Here is a 16,127-nt window from a genome sequence, read left to right as displayed (position 1 = left end):
GGCCGGTGGCCTCAGATCTGCGCGAGCGGTGCCTCCGAGTCGCCGGTCATCCCGGCGGACCGCTGGACCTGGCCGGGCGGCACGGGTGCCGGGCGCTCCTCCTCGGCGGCGGCCCGCTCGGCGACCGACCCGCTTCCGACGAGCGCGTCCAGCAGGACCGCCCCGGTCGGGGCGAGGGTGCCGAACTCGCTGTGCCGGGGCAGCCCCGACCACTGCATACCGTTACCGCGTAGGAAATATTCTAGGCCCGGATCCCAGGTGTGGCCCCCCGAACGGCGGTGGTAGACGTAGCCGAGCGGGTGGGTGCGATAGACCAGTCCCCCGGCCCGGCGCACCCGGTCGATCAGGCCGCGGTCGATCGACCTCGGCACCGGCCGCCAGCCGCCGACCTGCTCCAGGTCGCCCCGGCTGATCAGCATCGTGCCACCGGCGACCACGGCCGCGAACGCCTCGACCTGGCCGGCCTCCCGGCGCACGGTCATGTCGAGGGTCTCCAGGTGGACGAACTCGGCGCCCTTGCCGACCATCGTCGCCCCGGAGTAGTGCCGGGCCAGGACGAGGTCCCAGACGTGCTCGGGCCCGTACGTGTCGTCGTCGTCGATCTTGGTGACCAGGCTGCCCCGGGCGTGCGCGGTGGCCGCGCCGATCGCCTCGCCGAAGCCGTGCTCGGCGGGTACGGCCAGCGTCTCGATCGGCCGGTGCGAGCGGGCCAGCCGGGCCTTGTACTCGGCCGGCAGCTCGATGCCGTGCGTGCAGAGCACGATCTCCAGGTTGGGATAGGTCTGCGCCTCGAGCGCGGCGATCACGGTCGGCAGGTGCTCGAGCCGCTTGGTGACCAGCAGTGCGCTCACCGACGGCAGGGCCGGCAGGGCCGGGAAGGTCGCCGAGACGATCTTCGGCAGGGCGAACGGGGTGGCGTGCTGGCGCAGTGCCGCCCGGCGCTGGCGTACGGTGCGCACCTCCCACTCCAGCTCGCTCTCGGCGCGGCCGGGCAGGGGCGCGGTGATCAGGTCGGCCAGTTCGTCGGCGAGCACCGACCGGCAGGCCGGCGGCAGGGTCGGCGCGTGCAGCAGCACTCCCGCCATGGCCAGGTGCACCAGGAGCGCGGCTTCCTCCATCGGATGCCGGGCCGGGACGGTGGGGCACTCCACGACGCCGAGTTGGGCAAGTGCCTCCAGCGCGTCCTCCGACAGCCACGGCCGGTCGACCCGGCCGCTCCAGATCGGTCCCTGCGGGCCGACGATCCGCCAGCCCCGGCCGTCGCTGCCCCCGCCGAAGCGCAACTCCGCCCGCGACACGTCGGGGCCGAACGGGCCGTACCTGCCGGTGACGACGGTCCGTTCGAGGTCGACCAGTACGGTGTCGGGCCGGGTGCCGGCACCGGACCCGGCGCTGTCGGCGGCGAGAACGGTGGCGTAGAGGTCGGCCGGTGCGGTGCTGCTCTGTTCGGTCTCGGCCGGCAGGTCGGGTTCGACCGGCGGCTCCGGCACACCGGTCGTGGTGAGCAGCACGTCGTGGGCCCGGATGTCGTCGTTGCCGGGCAGGTCGCCGGTGAGCACCGTGACGTTGGGGCCGGCACCGACCCAGGCCGGGAAGACGTTCTGGGCCGTGATGTCGGCGCTGGCCGGGGCCGGGATCGGGCGGATCGGGGAGAGGACCGGCAGCACCGCGGCGACCGCGTCGCGCAGCGACACCGGGTGGCGCAGCCGAAGTTCGATCACCGCCTTGCCCTTGCCGGAGCGCGGTACGCGGATCTGGTGCGACAGCAGGTGCGGCAGCGGGCCGACCCGCCCGGACCAGCCGCTGGCCGGCACCTGCCAGGAATCGACGACGACCGTGACCCGGCGCACCCGCAGCAGCGACGCGGGGTCGTCGAGCAGGTGCCGCAACCAGCCGACCGAACGGGCGGCGACCATCACCCGGCCGATGTGCGAGCCCTGGTCGGGGACGAAGACGTCCTCGCCGTCCCTCGGTAGCTGGGTGATCGGCGATCCCCACTGGCTGGCCGGCCACTGCCGACGCCGTGGTCCCTGTCGCTCGCCTACGGATATCCGCCAGCGTAGGTATCTGTGCGGCGTGCCTTCGCTGGACAAAGCCAGTCCCTCCCGCGCCGTCGACGCGTCGTCGGTCGTCACCACAGGTTATGCCTGCGTCACTTAACTCACCGTGAAGCCGCGCCGGGCGACCCAGACCTAATCAATACCGCCGCCGACCGCTCCACGCCAAACGCGAACGGGGGCCTCTCCCAGTGACGGTCGTTAGACTGTCGGTCGTGTCGAGCCGCAATCGCGCCAACGCCCACGCCCACGACCAGCAGCACATCAGACTCTTCCGCAACGACTGGAGTGCCCTGACGCCGCCGCAGGTCGGCAACTGGCGGCCGACGAAATCGGTGTCGGTGGTCATCCCGGCCTACAACTGCCAGGAGTCGCTCGACCTCACCCTGGCGTCACTCCGTCACCAAACGTATCCGGAAGAGCTGCTGGAGGTGATCGTCGCCGACGACGGCAGCGAGCCGCCGCTGGAGCTTCCCAAGATCCGGCCGACCAACTGCCGCATCGTGCGGGTCCCGGACCACTCCACCGGGTGGGGCCGGGCCAACGCCCTGCACGTCGGGGCCACGCAGAGCACCGGCGAGATCATCCACTGGCTCGACGCCGACATGGTGGTCTTCCACGAGCACGTCGAGGCCCAGGTCCGCTGGCACCACGTGTCCGACGAGGTGGTCACCCTCGGCTACAAGCGGTTCGTCACCGGCTGGGCGACCCCGGAGGAGGTGTCGGAGCAGGCGGCCGAAGGCCGGCTGGACCGGCTCTTCCGGCTCGAGGAGACCGAGCCGCACGACTACGTCGAGAAGCTGATCAACGAGACCGACCGGCTCCGCGCCGGCGACCACCTCAACTTCCGCGCCCACGTCGGCGCCACCGCGGCCCTGACCCGCTCGCTCTACGAGCGGTCCGGCGGCCTCAACACCGAGCTTCGGCTCGGCGAGGACACCGAGTTCGGCTACCGGCTCACCCAGACCGGCGCGGTCTACATCCCCGAGCCGCTGGCCCGAAGCTGGCACATGGGCCCGACCCACATGATGACCAAGGGCGACGCGCTGCGCCGCTACAACCACCCCCACCTCGCCGAACTCATGCCGCACCCGCGCTACCTGCGTCCGGCCGGCAACCGGACGTGGGCGGTGCCGCTGGTCACCGCGGTGGTGGAGGCCGAGGGCAGCTTCGAGATGGTCCGCACCTGCGTCGACCGGCTGCTGGCCAGCGACCAGACCGATCTGAAGGTCCTGCTCGTCGCCGACTGGGCGGCCGTCACCGACGAGCGCCGGTCGATCCTCGCCGACCCGCTGCTCGACCGTCGGCTGATCATGGTGACCTACCGGTCGGACGCCCGCGTGGAGCTGGTGCAGGAGGTGCCCGAGACGGTCTTCCCGTCGCCCTACCTGCTGCACGTACCGGCCCATCTCGGCGTCGACCCGCCAACCGTCCGCCGCATGATCAAGATGGCCGACGACTGGCAGGTCGGTCTGGTCCGGCTGCTGCCGACCGGCGCCCGGTCGTCGGACGGCGCGGTCGCGCTGTGGCGCACCTCCGCGCTCAGCCGCGCGCTGCGGGTACGCCGGCCCGACGAGCAACTCGACAAGGTCGTCGCCGAGGTCGCCGGCGAACGCTGGGCCAGCGGCAAGGAGTTCACCCTGAGCGACCTGTCGACGCTGCCGCCGACCAAGCTGGTCTCCCCCGCGCCGCGCCTGGTCACCGGCTCCGACAAGGGCCGGGCCAGCGCCAGCGACGTCGAGGTGATCCCGGTCGGCGGGGTGCGCTCACTGGCCGCCGCCACCAAACTGGTCGGCAACCGGGTCGCCCGCGAGGCGGCCCAGCAGGTCAAGCTACGCCTCAAGCGGCCCTCCCGACCGGCCCACTAGCCCGGCCGGCTGGCCCGGCGGCGGAGTCAGCCGGGCGGGCGAGCCCGCCCGGAGTCGAGGAACACCCGCCGGACCACCCGCTCGGCGGCCCGGCCGTCCTCCAGAGCACAGAACCGCGCACGGAACGCGGCCCGCGCCGAGCGGGCCGCGGCGCCGTCCAGCGCGTCGGCGCGTACCAGGTCGAGCAGTTCGGCGAAGGTGTCCGCCACCACCCCGGGCGGCTCCGCCGTGACGTCGAAGTAGACGCCGCGCTCGGCCCGGTAGGCCGGCCAGTCCGGGGCGTACAGCACGATCGGCCGGTCCAGCACGGCATAGTCGAACATCACCGACGAGTAGTCGGTCACCAGCACGTCGGCGGCCAGGCAGAGCTCCTCGACGCTCGGATGGGCCGACACGTCGCGTACCCGGTCGGCGTGGTCCGGCCCGGCGGTGGGTGCCGACCGGTCGTGGAAGTAGTGGCCGCGGACCAGCAGCCGGCCCGTGGGGCCCAGGGCCTCGACGAACGTCTCCGGTTCGAAGTACGGCTCCCGGCCCGGCCGGTGCTCACGGTGGGTCGGCGCGTAGAGGACCACCCGGTCGGCGGCGGTCAGGCCGAGCGCGGCGCGGGCCCGCGCGACGTCACCGGCGGTCGCGGTGGCGAGCCGGTCGTTCCGCGGATACCCGGTTTCCAGCGTCGTGTGCCGGCACGGATAGGCGGTCCGCCACATCCGGGTGGTGTGCGGGTTGGCGGTGACGCTGAAGTCCCACCGCCCGGCGCGTCGCATCTGCGCGTCGAAATCGGGGTCCTGCACGCCGTCGGGGTAGGCGCGCTGGTCGAGTCCCATCACCTTCAGCGGCGTGCCGTGGTGGGTCATCACGTGCACCGCGCCGGGTCGTTTCACCACCGGGTTCGGCCAGTTGACATTGTTGATCAGCCACTTTGCGCGGGCCAGCGCGCGGTAGTAGCCGGGCGAGCCGGCCACCACGTGCTCGACCCCGGCCGGCAGGGTCCCGGCCCGGTCCCGGCGCACCACCCACACCCCGCGTACGGCGGGAGCCAGTTCGCGGGCCTTCTCGTAGACCGCGGCCGGGTTGCAGGCGTACCCGCGATACCAGTACGCCGCGTAGACGGCCAGCGCCGGGTCGACCGGCCGGCGCAACTGGAGCCGGTAGTAGCCGGCCAGGGCCAGGTCCCGCAGGCGCCGGGCGGCGTCGGCGAGGGCGGCGACGCCACGCCGGCCCCCTCGGCGGACCATCCGGACGCCCCGGAGCGTACGGCGCAGTGCCAGGAACGTGCCGTGCCGGCCACCGGCCACGAGGCGGTGCCTGATCCCCTCCAGGCCGCCCGGCACCGGATAGCCGCCGGGCGGCAGGTAGCGGTGGTACATGGCGGTCATCTCGGTGAAGAAGCCGGGCCGCAACGCGGACTCCAGCCGGTCGTCGTTGCCGCGTACCCGGATGAAGTGCCACACCATCCGGCGGAACAGCAGCGGGCGCAGCCGCGCGGTTTCCGGCCGGGAGTCGTCGAGGCTGTCGAAGACCCGCGCCCAGTTGGGGAAGATCCCGAAGTGACCGCCGCCGGCGGTGGCGGTCGCCGCCCCGGCCCGCTGCCGGTAGAACACACAGACCCGGTCCAGGGTCGAGATCCGGTCGGCGGCCAGCAGCAGCGCGTACGTGAACGGGACGTCCTCGTACCAGCCGGGCCGGAAGCGGAAGTCGAGCCGGTCGAGCAGCGACCGGCGGACGACCTTGTTCCACGGCACGTGCAGTACGTCGATCGCCGCCGGCCAGTCCCGCAGCGCGAACACCTCCGGTGCGCCGTGCAGGGCCGGCCCGCGCCCGACCCGCCAGGTGGCGCCGTCCGGGGCGGCGTCGGCGTGGCCGACGATCAGCACCTCGGCGGCGGTGTGCCGCAGCCGGTCGGCGACCGCCCGCACCGCGCCGGGAGCCAGCCAGTCGTCACCGTCGAGGAACCAGACATGGTCGCCGGTGGCGGCGGCGAGGCCGCGTTCCCGGGCCGGCCCCGGCCCCTCGTTACCGGCCGACCGGATCACCCGGACCCGCGGATCGCGGGCGGCGTAGCCGGCCAGGATCGTGCCGCTGTCGTCGGGCGAACAGTCGTCGACCGCTATCACCTCGACGTCGGTGTACGACTGTTCGAGGATCGAGTCCAGGCACCGCCGCAGGTAGTCCTGCACCTGGTAGACCGGTACGACGAAACTGATCAGATCAGCGGCTCCGTTCCTCGGTTGCCCGGCCCACGGTGGCCAGGGCCGGGATCACGTCGATGTCACCGCCCCGCGTCCTGCCGGGCCGGTTTCCGGTCGAGGTCCAGCCGATGACCGCGCTCAGTACGAAGATCAGGAAGAGCAGGCCGGCGAGCACACCGACCACGGTGGTGGCCGCCCCGAGGGCGGTGCCGGCGGCGAGCACGACGACCCGACCGTCCCAGCCGAGGTTGAGCGTGTGCAGCGGTGGAGCCGCGGCCCGCTTCTCCAGCCGCGCCGTCAGGTCGTAGTGGTGCATCGCCAGCGCGAAGAGCAGCGCGAACGTCAGCGGTGGCGGCACGTCGCCGACCAGCCCGACGGCGACGACGAAAAGGTATTCGGCGGCCCGCAGCGCGGCCGGGACGAGCCAGTCCAGCGCGCCCGCGTGCGGTCGGGCCGAGGGCAGGGCGGCGAGCAGCACGACGAGCGCCACCGGCAGGACCGTCCAGCGGGCCGGACCGCCGAACACGGCGGCACCGAGCAGGCCGAGCGCGGCGAGGCCGGCCAGCACCGCCGCCGGGAGGGCGGGAACCGGCAGCCGGGCGGTGAACCGGCCCAGCGGGCGGGCCAGCAACCCGTCGTCGCGGTGCAGGACCGCGTCGACCGTCGACAGCACCGGCACCCGCATCGAAGCCGACCGCAGGGTACGCAGCGCCAGCGTGTACGCCGCGGCGAGCCCGCCCCAGACCAGGACGGCGATCAGGCTGACCAGCGGGTTGAACAGCGCGACCGTCAGTGCGATCAGCGCCCACCGCTCCCCGATCGGGAAGACCACGGTCCGCTTCAGCCAGTACGACACCGAGCCGGTGTCGGCCTGCACCCGGGTCGACGCCTGGCTGAGCCGGGCGCCGAGCCCGCCTGCCGCCGCCGGCTTCGGGCGGCGGGCCGCCTCGTCGTGCAGGGCGCCGTACCAGGTGTCGGTCATGTGCCGGACGGTCTGCAACAGGATCGCGGCGATCGCCAGCGCCCACCCGTTGCCGAGTCCGGCCCGCTCGGCGCCGACGGCGAGACCGGCGTAGACGAGGTATTCCTTGGCCCGGTCGGCCATCGTGTCGAGCCAGCCGCCCCAGGCACTGAAGTTACGGGTGTAGCGGGCGAGCTGACCGTCGACGCAGTCGAGTACGAAGCCGAGGTAGAGCAGGAGTGCCCCGGCGACGAGGGCGATCCGGTTGCCGCCGAAGGCGAAGAGCGCGGCGGCACCGGCCGCGAAGACGATCGACAGTACGGTGACGCCGGTCGGGCTGAGACCGAGCCGGGCGGCCAGCCGGGTCACGTACGGCGACCAGGTGCTGACCGCGTAGGTGGTGAAGAGGTCGTCCCGCTCCTTGACCGCCAGCCGCAGTTCGGCCCGGTCGGAGTCGACCGCGGCCACCGTCCGGGCCGCCGCGTCGGCGGCCGGCTGGCTGGTCACCCGCCGGGCCACCAGCAACCGGGCCCGGTGCGCGAGGATCATGGTCGGCCGGGCGGTGAGCCGGGTGAGCAGCCGGTCGAGCGGCGGGACCGCCCGGTCCGGGCCGGCCTCGGCGGCCTCGTCCCGGCCCGCTTCGGCCAGCGCGGACTCGGCCAGGGCGGGCAGGTCGGCCGGGCCGACCCGCAGGACGGCGCCGAAGACGCCGATCGGGTCGCTGGCGGCGCCGTCGAGCCGGGTGATCCCCTCCAGCCCGGCCGCGACGACCTGGCCCCGGTCTTCGATCACCGTGGCGCGTGGCCCGGCGTCGGGCTCGTCGGTGAGGACGAGCGCGACGCTTGCGGTGCCCGGCACGGTGGCCACGTGCCGGAGGACGGCGGTGTGCGCGACGACGTCGTCGCCGACCAGCAGCACCGGCTCGCGCGTCGACCGGGCAAGCTCGGCCAGGTGCACCAGGCTGGTCACCGATACGACCTCACGCGCACCGGCCGCCCGTAGCTGGTCGAGCAGGTGTGTGGTGAGCCGGCGGCCGCCGGCAACGGCCAGCGGCGCCTCGTCAGTGGGTTGGGTGAGCAGGATCGCCAGCGTCACGTCCGTACCACGTTGTTGTATCCGTCAAGCGCTTCCCGGACTGTGCCGTCCACCGTGAGCAGGCCGTTGTTGAAGTAGAGGCCACGGGTGCAGAACCGGGTGAGATCGTTCTCGTTATGTGAAACTAGCACCAGGGTCCGGCCCTCGGCGAGAAGTCGCTCGATCGTGGCGTAGCACTTCTTCTTGAACTCGGCGTCGCCGACCGCCAGCACCTCGTCGACCAGCAGGATCGGGTGCGGGAGCTGGGCGATGACGGAGAAGCCGAGCCGGACCTTCATACCGGACGAGAAGTGCCGCACCGGGGTGTCGATCCCCTTCTGCACCTGCTCGCCGGCGAAGTCCAGAATCTCATCGAACTTCTGCTTCATCGTCCGGGCGCTCAGCCCGTGCAGGGAGCCCACCAGGTGCACGTTCTCCCGGCCGGTGAGGTCGTTGGAGAACCCGGCCGACAGCTCCAGCAGCGGGGCGACCGCCCCGCGCACGGTGATCGAGCCCTCGTCGGGGATCAGTACGCCCGCGATCAGCCGCAGCAGGGTGCTCTTGCCGGTGCCGTTCTTCCCGATGATGCCGACCGCCTCGCCCGGCTGCACCGCGAAGGACACGTCACGAAGCGGCCAGAAGACCCCGGACTCCGGCGACCGCCCGCCCTTGTAGATGAACATCTCGCGCAGCCGGAGCTGTCGACGGCGGTTGCGAACGAACTCGATACCAAGCTTGTTCGCCTCGATGATCGGCTGAACCACTACAGCTCCTTGAGGACGGCGGGCTCGAGACGGCGGAACACCCACCAGCCACCGAGGAAGACCACGAGGCTGCCGCCGATGGACGTGCTGAGCAGGAACGCGTCGGGGAACTCGTCGGGGTACCAGGCCGCGTGGTGCAGCTGGAAGATGCCGACGAGCGGGTTGATTTCGTAGAGCACCTTGACCCAGGACGGCATGTCCGAGTCCTTGACCAACGACAGCGGGTAGATGATCGGCGTCGCGTAGAACAGGATCCGGGTGACCAGCCGCATGAAGCGCTCCACGTCGCGCATCAGCACGTTCATCGACGAGAGCAGCAGCGAGAGGCCGACCAGCAGGACGGCCTGGATCAGCACGGCGAGCGGCAACGCGAGCAGGTTGAATCCGAACGTCACGCCGTCGGTGGTCAAGGCGAAGAAGATCGCGAGCCCGAACAGGATCGGCAGACCGGCCAGGTATTCGGCGAACCGGCCGGTCACCCGACCGATCGGGAACACCTCGCGCGGCATCCGCATCGTCGTGATCAGCCGGGCCTGGCCGGTGAGCGCGTTGGTCGCCTCACCGATCGCCGAGTTGGTCCACATCCAGGCGAAGATGCCGGTGACCAGGAACAGCGGGTAGGAACTCGACGCGTCGCCCAGGTGCCGGTTGGTGTCGGTGCCGTAGAGCAGGCCGAACACGAACCAGTAGATGGCCCCCATGCCGAGCGGTTCGATCAACGACCACAGATAGCCCAGGAACGACTGCTGGTACTTGACGGCAAGATCCCGCCGGACCAACAGCCGCAACGCGTTGCGACTGGACCACACCGCGTGGACGCTCGACGTCAAAGCCGCCTCCAGCTATCAGGGAGAGGAATCAGTAACCGGGTGCGTCGATGGCCGGCACCACCCGTGAGCAACCCCGGCGGCGCGCACGCGGTGGCGGCTAGATCGCCGGCGCGGGGCCGCTGACGCGCCATAGGTTAGCAGTCCGTAATAGGCGGGGGTAGGCGGCCGAGGCAGCCACGTTCAGCACTCGATTACATTGACGGCCAACCCACCTCGCGCCGTTTCCTTGTACTTGACTTTCATGTCGGCACCCGTCTCGCGCATCGTTTTGATCACCTTGTCCAACGACACCGCGTGTTCGCCGTCGCCGCGCAGCGCGAGCCGGGCCGCGGTGATCGCCTTTATGCTGGCCACGGCGTTGCGTTCGATGCACGGGATCTGCACGAGGCCACCGACCGGGTCGCAGGTGAGGCCGAGATTGTGCTCCATCCCGATCTCGGCGGCGTTCTCCACCTGGGCCGGCGTGCCGCCGAGCGCCTCGGCGAGCCCGGCCGCGGCCATCGAGCAGGCCGAGCCGACCTCGCCCTGGCAGCCGACCTCGGCGCCGGAGATCGAGGCGTTCTCCTTGAAGAGCACACCGATCGCACCCGCCGCAAGAAGAAAGCGGACGATACCGTCATCTGAAGCTGATGGAACAAAGCGGTGGTAATAGTGCAAAACTGCCGGAATGATTCCGGCGGCTCCATTCGTGGGTGCTGTCACCACCCGGCCGCCGGCCGCGTTCTCCTCGTTCACTGCGAGCGCGAACAGCGTGACCCAGTCCATGACCCGCAACGGGTCGGCGGAGGCGTCCGGATCGCCCTCCAGGCTCCGCAACAGCTCCGCCGCGCGCCGCCGGACCCGCAGCCCGCCGGGCAGCACCCCGGTGCGCGTACAGCCGGCCGTCACGCACTCGCGCATCACCCGCCAGATCTCCAGCAGGCCGGCCCGGATGTCCGCCTCGGACCGCCAGGCGCGCTCGTTGGCGAGCATCACCTCACTGACCGACAGACCGGTCGACCGGGTCACCGCCAGCAGTTCCGCACCGGTGCCGAACGGGTGCGCCACCGTAGTGGTGTCCGGCTTGATCCGGTCCGCCCCGGCCGCCGCTTCGTCGACGACGAACCCGCCGCCCACCGAGTAGTACGTCCTGGCCCGGATCGACCGGCCGGTTCCGTCGTACGCGGTGAACGTCATGCCGTTCGGGTGGTACGGCAACGAGCGCCGGCGGTGCAGCACCAGGTCACCGTCGACGGCGAAGTCGATCGGGTGCGCGCCGAGCAACGCCAGGCGGCCGGTGCCGCGCACCTCCTCGACGAGCGGCCCGACCTGGTCGGTGTCGACGGTCTCCGGCGACTCGCCACTGAGCCCGAGCAGCACCGCCCGGTCGCTGCCGTGGCCGTGCCCGGTGGCCCCCAGCGAGCCGAACAGCTCCGCATGGACCCGTGCCGTGTCCGACAGCAGCCCGTCGGCCTTGAGGCCGGACACGAAGGTACGCGCGGCGCGCATCGGGCCGACCGTGTGCGAACTGGAGGGGCCGATCCCGATGCTGAAGAGGTCGAAGACGCTGATCACGGTTCCACAGTGCGCCCGCCGGGTAGCAACTGTCCATCCCAACGCACAGCCAGAAGCAGACAATCAGCATTTTCGGCATGGACCGTTACCCGGGGTCCCCGCGCGAGCGGGCGTAAGGGTTGACCACCTACGGGAGCGGCGGCCGGAATCCACCTCCCGACGGAGGGTGCCGACATCGGCCGTTCGTACCGTTGGATGTGGAGCGGCGCATCGCCGCCCGGAGAGGAAGCAGACGACCATGAGTCGCAAACTCGTACGTCCCCGCGACAACCGCATGTTGGCCGGCGTGTGCGCCGGACTCGCCCGCCGCTTCGGCATGTCGACCGGACTGGTCCGGCTGCTCTTCCTCCTGTCGCTGCTGCTGCCGGGCACCCAGGTGATCATCTACCTGGCACTGTGGATCATCATGCCGAACGAGGACCGGCAACTCGCCTACTGACCCTCATCCTGACCGCCACGAAGGCCCGGACGGCAGCGCCGTCCGGGCCTTCCGATCAGCCGGCGGTCACCTGCGGACCGCCACCACCACGCCGTTCGGCAGCCCTTCGACGACGGTGAAGTGCTCCGGCGCGAACTGCTCCGGACTGAACGACACCCCGCGCAGCCACGACCACTGACCGTCGTTGGTCCGCAGGACGAAGATGTCGATCGGCCCGAACGCCGTGCTCCGCGACGCCGCGGCGAACTCGGCCGGGTCGGTCACGTCGGCGATCCGCTGCACCTCGGCGAACCTCTGGTCCCACCGGGACAGGGTGCTGCCGGCGGTACGGTCGTTGTCGAGATATCCGGGCCAGGGCAGGTAGGAGAAGAGCCGGTCGTCGACCGCCAGCGTCGGTCGCTGCGGATCCGGTCCGGTCACCCGCTCGACCGCGTCCTCGACCGCGGCCACCGGGAACCAGTTCCGGCGCAGCTCGGTGTCCTTGGGGGCCCACCGGGTGTAGCGACCGTCGGGCAACGGCTCGGTGTGCGCCGCCACCGCGTACGTGCCCCCCGTCTCCGGCATCCAGGTCAGCGTGAAGCTCGTGCTGACCCAGGCGAGAACCACCGCGAGCAGGGCCGCGCCGGCCAGCCGCGGTGGGGTCACCCGTAGCCGGTGCAGGATGATCGGCGCCACGTGGACCAGCACCAGGATGCCGGCGATGGCGAAGAGGACGCCGTACAGGCGCACGGTGTAGTGCATGAAGCCGGTGTGCCCGGTCGCGACGAACCTCAGCATCGACACGAACCGGTAGGCGTAGGTGCCGAGGATCAGCAACAGCAGCGGCTGCGCCCACCACGTCGAACGCCACAACCAGATCAGGCCGACCAGCCCGATCAACTGGAGCACCCCCATCGGGGTCCACTCCAGGAACGGGAACAGGCCGTCGTTGATCGACTCGGTCAGGAAGAGGTCGGAGATCGACTCGCCGCCCCTGGTCAGGGTCAACCACACGAACGGCACGACGTACCAGGCGGACACCGCGAACGCCACCGCGATGATCAGCCCGATCCGGCCCAGGTATGCCGCCCGCCGCTTCTCCCGACGCAGGGTCACCACACCGAGCACGATCATGCCGGCGGCGGCATAGACGATCCACGCCTGATAGGTCATCACGATGAAGCCGCCGATGAGTCCGGCCCACAGCCAGTGCATCCGCTTGCGGGCCGGACGCGCGAAGACCTCGAGCGCCCAGGGTACGAACAGCGCCAGGGTGATGACCTCGAACGCCTTGCGCGGGTCGGACCAGGCGATCAGCGACACCGCCGAGATGGCCAGCGCCACCCACGGGTTGACGTGTCGGCGCCACATGAGGAACGCGGCGAGCACCGAGGCCGACATGAACAGCACCTGGGCGCTGCCGAGCAGGGTCCAGGCCGGCTGGTCGAGCAGCACCGCCACCCGGCCGACGAGCCACGCAAAGAACGGCGGGTATTCCGACGGCAGGCTGGGAACGAGCGTGTCGGAACTGGTGACCGTGGTCGTGTAACGGGTGATCGAGGCCGACATCCGCCCCATGTCGCCCACCAGACCGCCGAACCCGAACGGCGTACCCGAGAGCGCGGTCCGCAGCATCAGGACCGGCCAGGCGGCGGCCAGGCCCGCGGCCACCCCGGCGACCACTTCCCCCGACCACCGGGACGCGACCGCGAAGGCAAGAATGATCAACACGAACGCGCCCGCGATCGGCGCTATCGACGCACCGATGGCGAACGGGTCGGGATCGGCCCAGGCGGGGATGTAGTAGGCGACCGGCGTCGCCACCAGCCAGGTGAGCAACGCGATCGTGCCGCTGTTGGTCAGCCACCGGCGCGGGGCGCGCCGGTCCCGTGGCGTCGGTGCCGCCTTCCCGGGCGACGCCGGCTGGTCGCCGGGTGCCGGCGCCTCGGCATCCGCCGACGGTTCGTCGGCGCCGGTGGCTGGGCCGTCGGTGGCCGTGACCGGCCGGTCGGCGCCGGTGACCGGGCCGTCAGTGCCGGTGACCGGCCCGTCGGTGGCCCGGTCACTCTCCGCGACCGGCTCCCCGGCACCGGCGTCGGCAACGCCCGAGTGGCGCGGTTCGGTGGTCGTGGTCCCGTCCTGCTCGGCGCCGTCGCGTACCACGGCAACCGGGTCAGCCACGGGTGGCCGTCAGCTCGTCGGTCGGGACCGGGCTCGCCGAGACCGGCGTGCTGATCCGGCGCAGGCTCAGCAGGCTGGCGAACAGCCCGGAGAAGAGCACGGTGATCCCGACCCCGATGGCGGTCGAGGACGGCAGCACGACGCGCAACGTCTCACCGAGTTCCTGCGGGCCGAAGCCGGTACGGCCCCAGGCGGTCACGGCGAGGATCGTTCCGGCGAGGCCGACCAGGGTCAGCAGTACCCCGGCCGCGGTGCAGGTCTCGAACCGTACGAAGCGACTCCACCGGGCGACCTGACGCTGGTCGGTGATGCCCTCGTTGTGGCCGTAGAGCAGGGCGAACACCCCGAAGAGCAACAGTTGGGCACCGACCAGCATGGCCAGGCACGTGTAGACCATGGTGCTGATGTCGAACCCGACCCCGGCGATCCGGACCTGCCCGAACGACAGGATCGTGGTGCCGATCACGCCCAGCACGAACATCGTCAGGCCGGGCCAGATCAGCGTCTTGCGTGGCGCGAAGACCAGCAGGAAGCGCAGGTGCCGCCAGCCGTCGCGCCAGGTGCGCAGGTGCGGCGGCCGGCTCCGGCCGTCGGGCTGCAGGGTGGTCGGCACCTCGACGATGTCGTAACCGTTCAGCGCGGCGCGGACCACCAGCTCGGACGCGAACTCCATGCCCGGCATGCACAGCTCTAGATCACGGATCCGGTCGCGGTTGAAGCCGCGCAGACCGCAGTGGAAGTCACCGACGTTGCGCAGGCCGAAGAGGCGACGGCCGAGCCAGGAAAGCACGGGGTTGCCGAGGTAGCGGTGCAGCGGCGGCATGGCGCCCGGGGCGATCCCGCCCTTGAAGCGGTTGCCCATCACGACGTCGTGCCCGGCACGCAGTGCCTCGACGAACGGCCCGAGGTTGGACAGGTCGTACGAGTCGTCCGCGTCCCCCATGATCACGTAGCGGCCGCGCGCGTGCGCGATGCCGTTGAGCAGGGCACCGCCGTAGCCGCGGATCGGCGCGTGCACCACCCGGGCACCGGCCCGGGTGGCGATCTCCTGGGATCCGTCGGTCGAGCCGTTGTCGCTGACGAGTACCTCGCCGACCACCCCGAGCTCTTCCATCGCCCGGAGGGCCTTTGTGACACAGATTTCCAGAGTCTCGGCCTCGTTGAGGCAAGGCAGCAGGACGGTCAGCTCGACGTCGTCACTGGCGACAAGGTCTGACACAGGCGTATCTCCCGGATTCGGCGATCACGAGGCCCGGGTCGTCGCGGAGGAAGCTGTAGCCGGGCCAGCCGTAGACTGTGATGATGCGTACCGTCGAACTGTAGCGACGGCACGATCGAGGAGCGTACCCGGTCGATGACGCTGTCGCGCTCCCTCTGCGCGTACGAGGACACTGTCAACCAGCCGTATAGGTGACCGTCACCGTTTCGTAGCCCAACGATCGCAGCAGGCCCTCGAGCATCTTCCGGGTGTTCTCCTGTGCCCGTTCGGCCAGCCCGGTGTCGCGGGCGGCCGCGGCGATCCGCTCTTCGGCCAGTTGGTAGACCTCGCGCTGCCGGTTGGGGTCGCCCCCGAACACCTCACCGAGCCGGTTGAGCAGGCCGCGCTCCTCGGCGAACACGTAGCTGTTCTCAAGATCGAGGTTGGTCTTGCCGAGTTGCGGCGCGGGCAGCCTGATCTCGACCGTCCGGCCGTCGTCCGACGCCACCACGGCGCCTTCGGAGATCTGCGCGAAATCGACGTATGCCTCGACGCTGCCGGCACCCACGAACAGGGTCCGCTCGCGCAGCAGGAAGTCCGGCACGTATTTGCGGTCACGCTCAAGATCGATAACGACCTGGAAGTTGCCCTCGGCGGCGACGTAGCGGCTCAGGTCCTGGATCGACTTGAGCAGCGCCGGCTGGCTGCGGTCGGTCTTCTCCTCGGCGAAGGGGTTCCGCCAACTGGGCAGCAGGCCGGTCGCCTGCACCCCCAGGAAGAGCAGAAGCACCACGCCGGCGATGCCGGCGAACCAGAGCAGCCCCCGGTTGCGGCCGGCTGGCGAGGTGGGGCCGGCGGCCGGCGACGTGGGGCCGGCGGCCGGCGGTTCGCCGGTCGGACCGCGCTCGCCCGGCTCGACCGCCTCGGCCGAGTCGTCGGACCACGGCGACGGGGCTTCGGGCGCTGCCGCCCGGCCTTTCGGGTATTCCGGGAACTCCCGGGTGGGCTGGTGCGTGTCTCCGTTGCTGGACAT

At 71.2% G+C, this 16,127-nt stretch carries 11 protein-coding genes; 2 read left to right on the top strand and 9 right to left on the bottom strand.

What is annotated here, in order from left to right; all coding sequences use genetic code 11:
• Positions 1 to 11: 11 nt before the first annotated feature.
• Positions 12 to 2,135 carry a glycosyltransferase gene (locus tag QCD66_RS02045; protein ID WP_375733595.1) on the bottom strand — a complete coding sequence of 708 codons (2,124 nt, stop codon included), beginning with the start codon at positions 2,133 to 2,135 and terminating at the stop codon, positions 12 to 14.
• A 137-nt stretch (positions 2,136 to 2,272) separates the two neighbouring features.
• Here QCD66_RS02045 and QCD66_RS02040 point away from each other — a divergent pair, with 137 nt between their 5' ends.
• Positions 2,273 to 3,925, top strand: coding sequence for a glycosyltransferase (locus tag QCD66_RS02040; protein WP_364214460.1), 1,653 nt, complete (start codon positions 2,273 to 2,275; stop codon positions 3,923 to 3,925).
• A gap of 26 nt (positions 3,926 to 3,951) precedes the next feature.
• On the opposite strand, the gene QCD66_RS02035 is transcribed toward QCD66_RS02040, so the two are convergent.
• The 5 genes from QCD66_RS02035 to QCD66_RS02015 all read right to left on the bottom strand — a co-directional run bounded on the left by QCD66_RS02035 (position 3,952) and on the right by QCD66_RS02015 (position 11,297).
• The gene (locus QCD66_RS02035; RefSeq protein ID WP_375733602.1) at positions 3,952 to 6,132 is read right to left on the bottom strand and encodes a CDP-glycerol glycerophosphotransferase family protein; all 2,181 of its coding nucleotides are present in this window, start codon (positions 6,130 to 6,132) and stop codon (positions 3,952 to 3,954) included.
• 1 nt (position 6,133) lies between these two features.
• The gene (locus QCD66_RS02030) at positions 6,134 to 8,170 is read right to left on the bottom strand and encodes a DUF5941 domain-containing protein (RefSeq protein WP_375733596.1); all 2,037 of its coding nucleotides are present in this window, start codon (positions 8,168 to 8,170) and stop codon (positions 6,134 to 6,136) included.
• Positions 8,167 to 8,913 carry an ABC transporter ATP-binding protein gene (locus QCD66_RS02025; RefSeq protein ID WP_364214463.1) on the bottom strand — a complete coding sequence of 249 codons (747 nt, stop codon included), beginning with the start codon at positions 8,911 to 8,913 and terminating at the stop codon, positions 8,167 to 8,169. The genes QCD66_RS02030 and QCD66_RS02025 overlap by 4 nt, the downstream gene beginning before the upstream one ends.
• Positions 8,913 to 9,743 (bottom strand): ABC transporter permease, encoded by an 831-nt coding sequence (locus QCD66_RS02020; RefSeq protein WP_357538299.1) that lies wholly within the window; start codon positions 9,741 to 9,743, stop codon positions 8,913 to 8,915. Before QCD66_RS02020 ends, QCD66_RS02025 begins: the two co-directional genes overlap by 1 nt.
• 180 nt (positions 9,744 to 9,923) lie before the next feature.
• Complete coding sequence (locus tag QCD66_RS02015; RefSeq protein ID WP_375733597.1) at positions 9,924 to 11,297, bottom strand: L-serine ammonia-lyase; 1,374 nt, start codon at positions 11,295 to 11,297, stop codon at positions 9,924 to 9,926.
• A gap of 238 nt (positions 11,298 to 11,535) precedes the next feature.
• Here QCD66_RS02015 and QCD66_RS02010 point away from each other — a divergent pair, with 238 nt between their 5' ends.
• A complete protein-coding gene (locus QCD66_RS02010) occupies positions 11,536 to 11,736 on the top strand; it encodes a PspC domain-containing protein (protein ID WP_357538296.1) in 201 nt (66 codons plus the stop codon).
• 66 nt (positions 11,737 to 11,802) lie between these two features.
• Here the strand turns inward: QCD66_RS02010 and QCD66_RS02005 are convergent, their stop codons facing one another.
• From QCD66_RS02005 to QCD66_RS01995, 3 genes are all read right to left on the bottom strand, one after another.
• Positions 11,803 to 13,896: an arabinofuranosyltransferase gene (locus QCD66_RS02005; RefSeq protein ID WP_375733598.1), complete on the bottom strand. Its 2,094-nt coding sequence runs from the start codon at positions 13,894 to 13,896 to the stop codon at positions 11,803 to 11,805.
• Positions 13,889 to 15,115, bottom strand: coding sequence for a glycosyltransferase family 2 protein (locus QCD66_RS02000; protein WP_364214474.1), 1,227 nt, complete (start codon positions 15,113 to 15,115; stop codon positions 13,889 to 13,891). Before QCD66_RS02000 ends, QCD66_RS02005 begins: the two co-directional genes overlap by 8 nt.
• Before the next feature lie 175 nt (positions 15,116 to 15,290).
• Positions 15,291 to 16,127: a DUF4230 domain-containing protein gene (locus QCD66_RS01995; RefSeq protein ID WP_375733599.1), complete on the bottom strand. Its 837-nt coding sequence runs from the start codon at positions 16,125 to 16,127 to the stop codon at positions 15,291 to 15,293.

Origin of the sequence: Polymorphospora sp. A560, assembly GCF_045781765.1 — a bacterium.
GTDB classification, from domain to species: domain Bacteria; phylum Actinomycetota; class Actinomycetes; order Mycobacteriales; family Micromonosporaceae; genus Polymorphospora; species Polymorphospora lycopeni.
This window is presented reverse-complemented; position numbering and strand designations above follow the sequence as displayed.

What these genes read in the sequence shown, in the direction of transcription:
- QCD66_RS02010 (WP_357538296.1), top strand. Translation starts at nt 11,536, where the DNA reads ATGAGTCGCAAACTCGTACGTCCCCGCGACAACCGCATGTTGGCCGGC.
- QCD66_RS01995 (WP_375733599.1), bottom strand. Translation starts at nt 16,127, where the DNA reads ATGTCCAGCAACGGAGACACGCACCAGCCCACCCGGGAGTTCCCGGAA.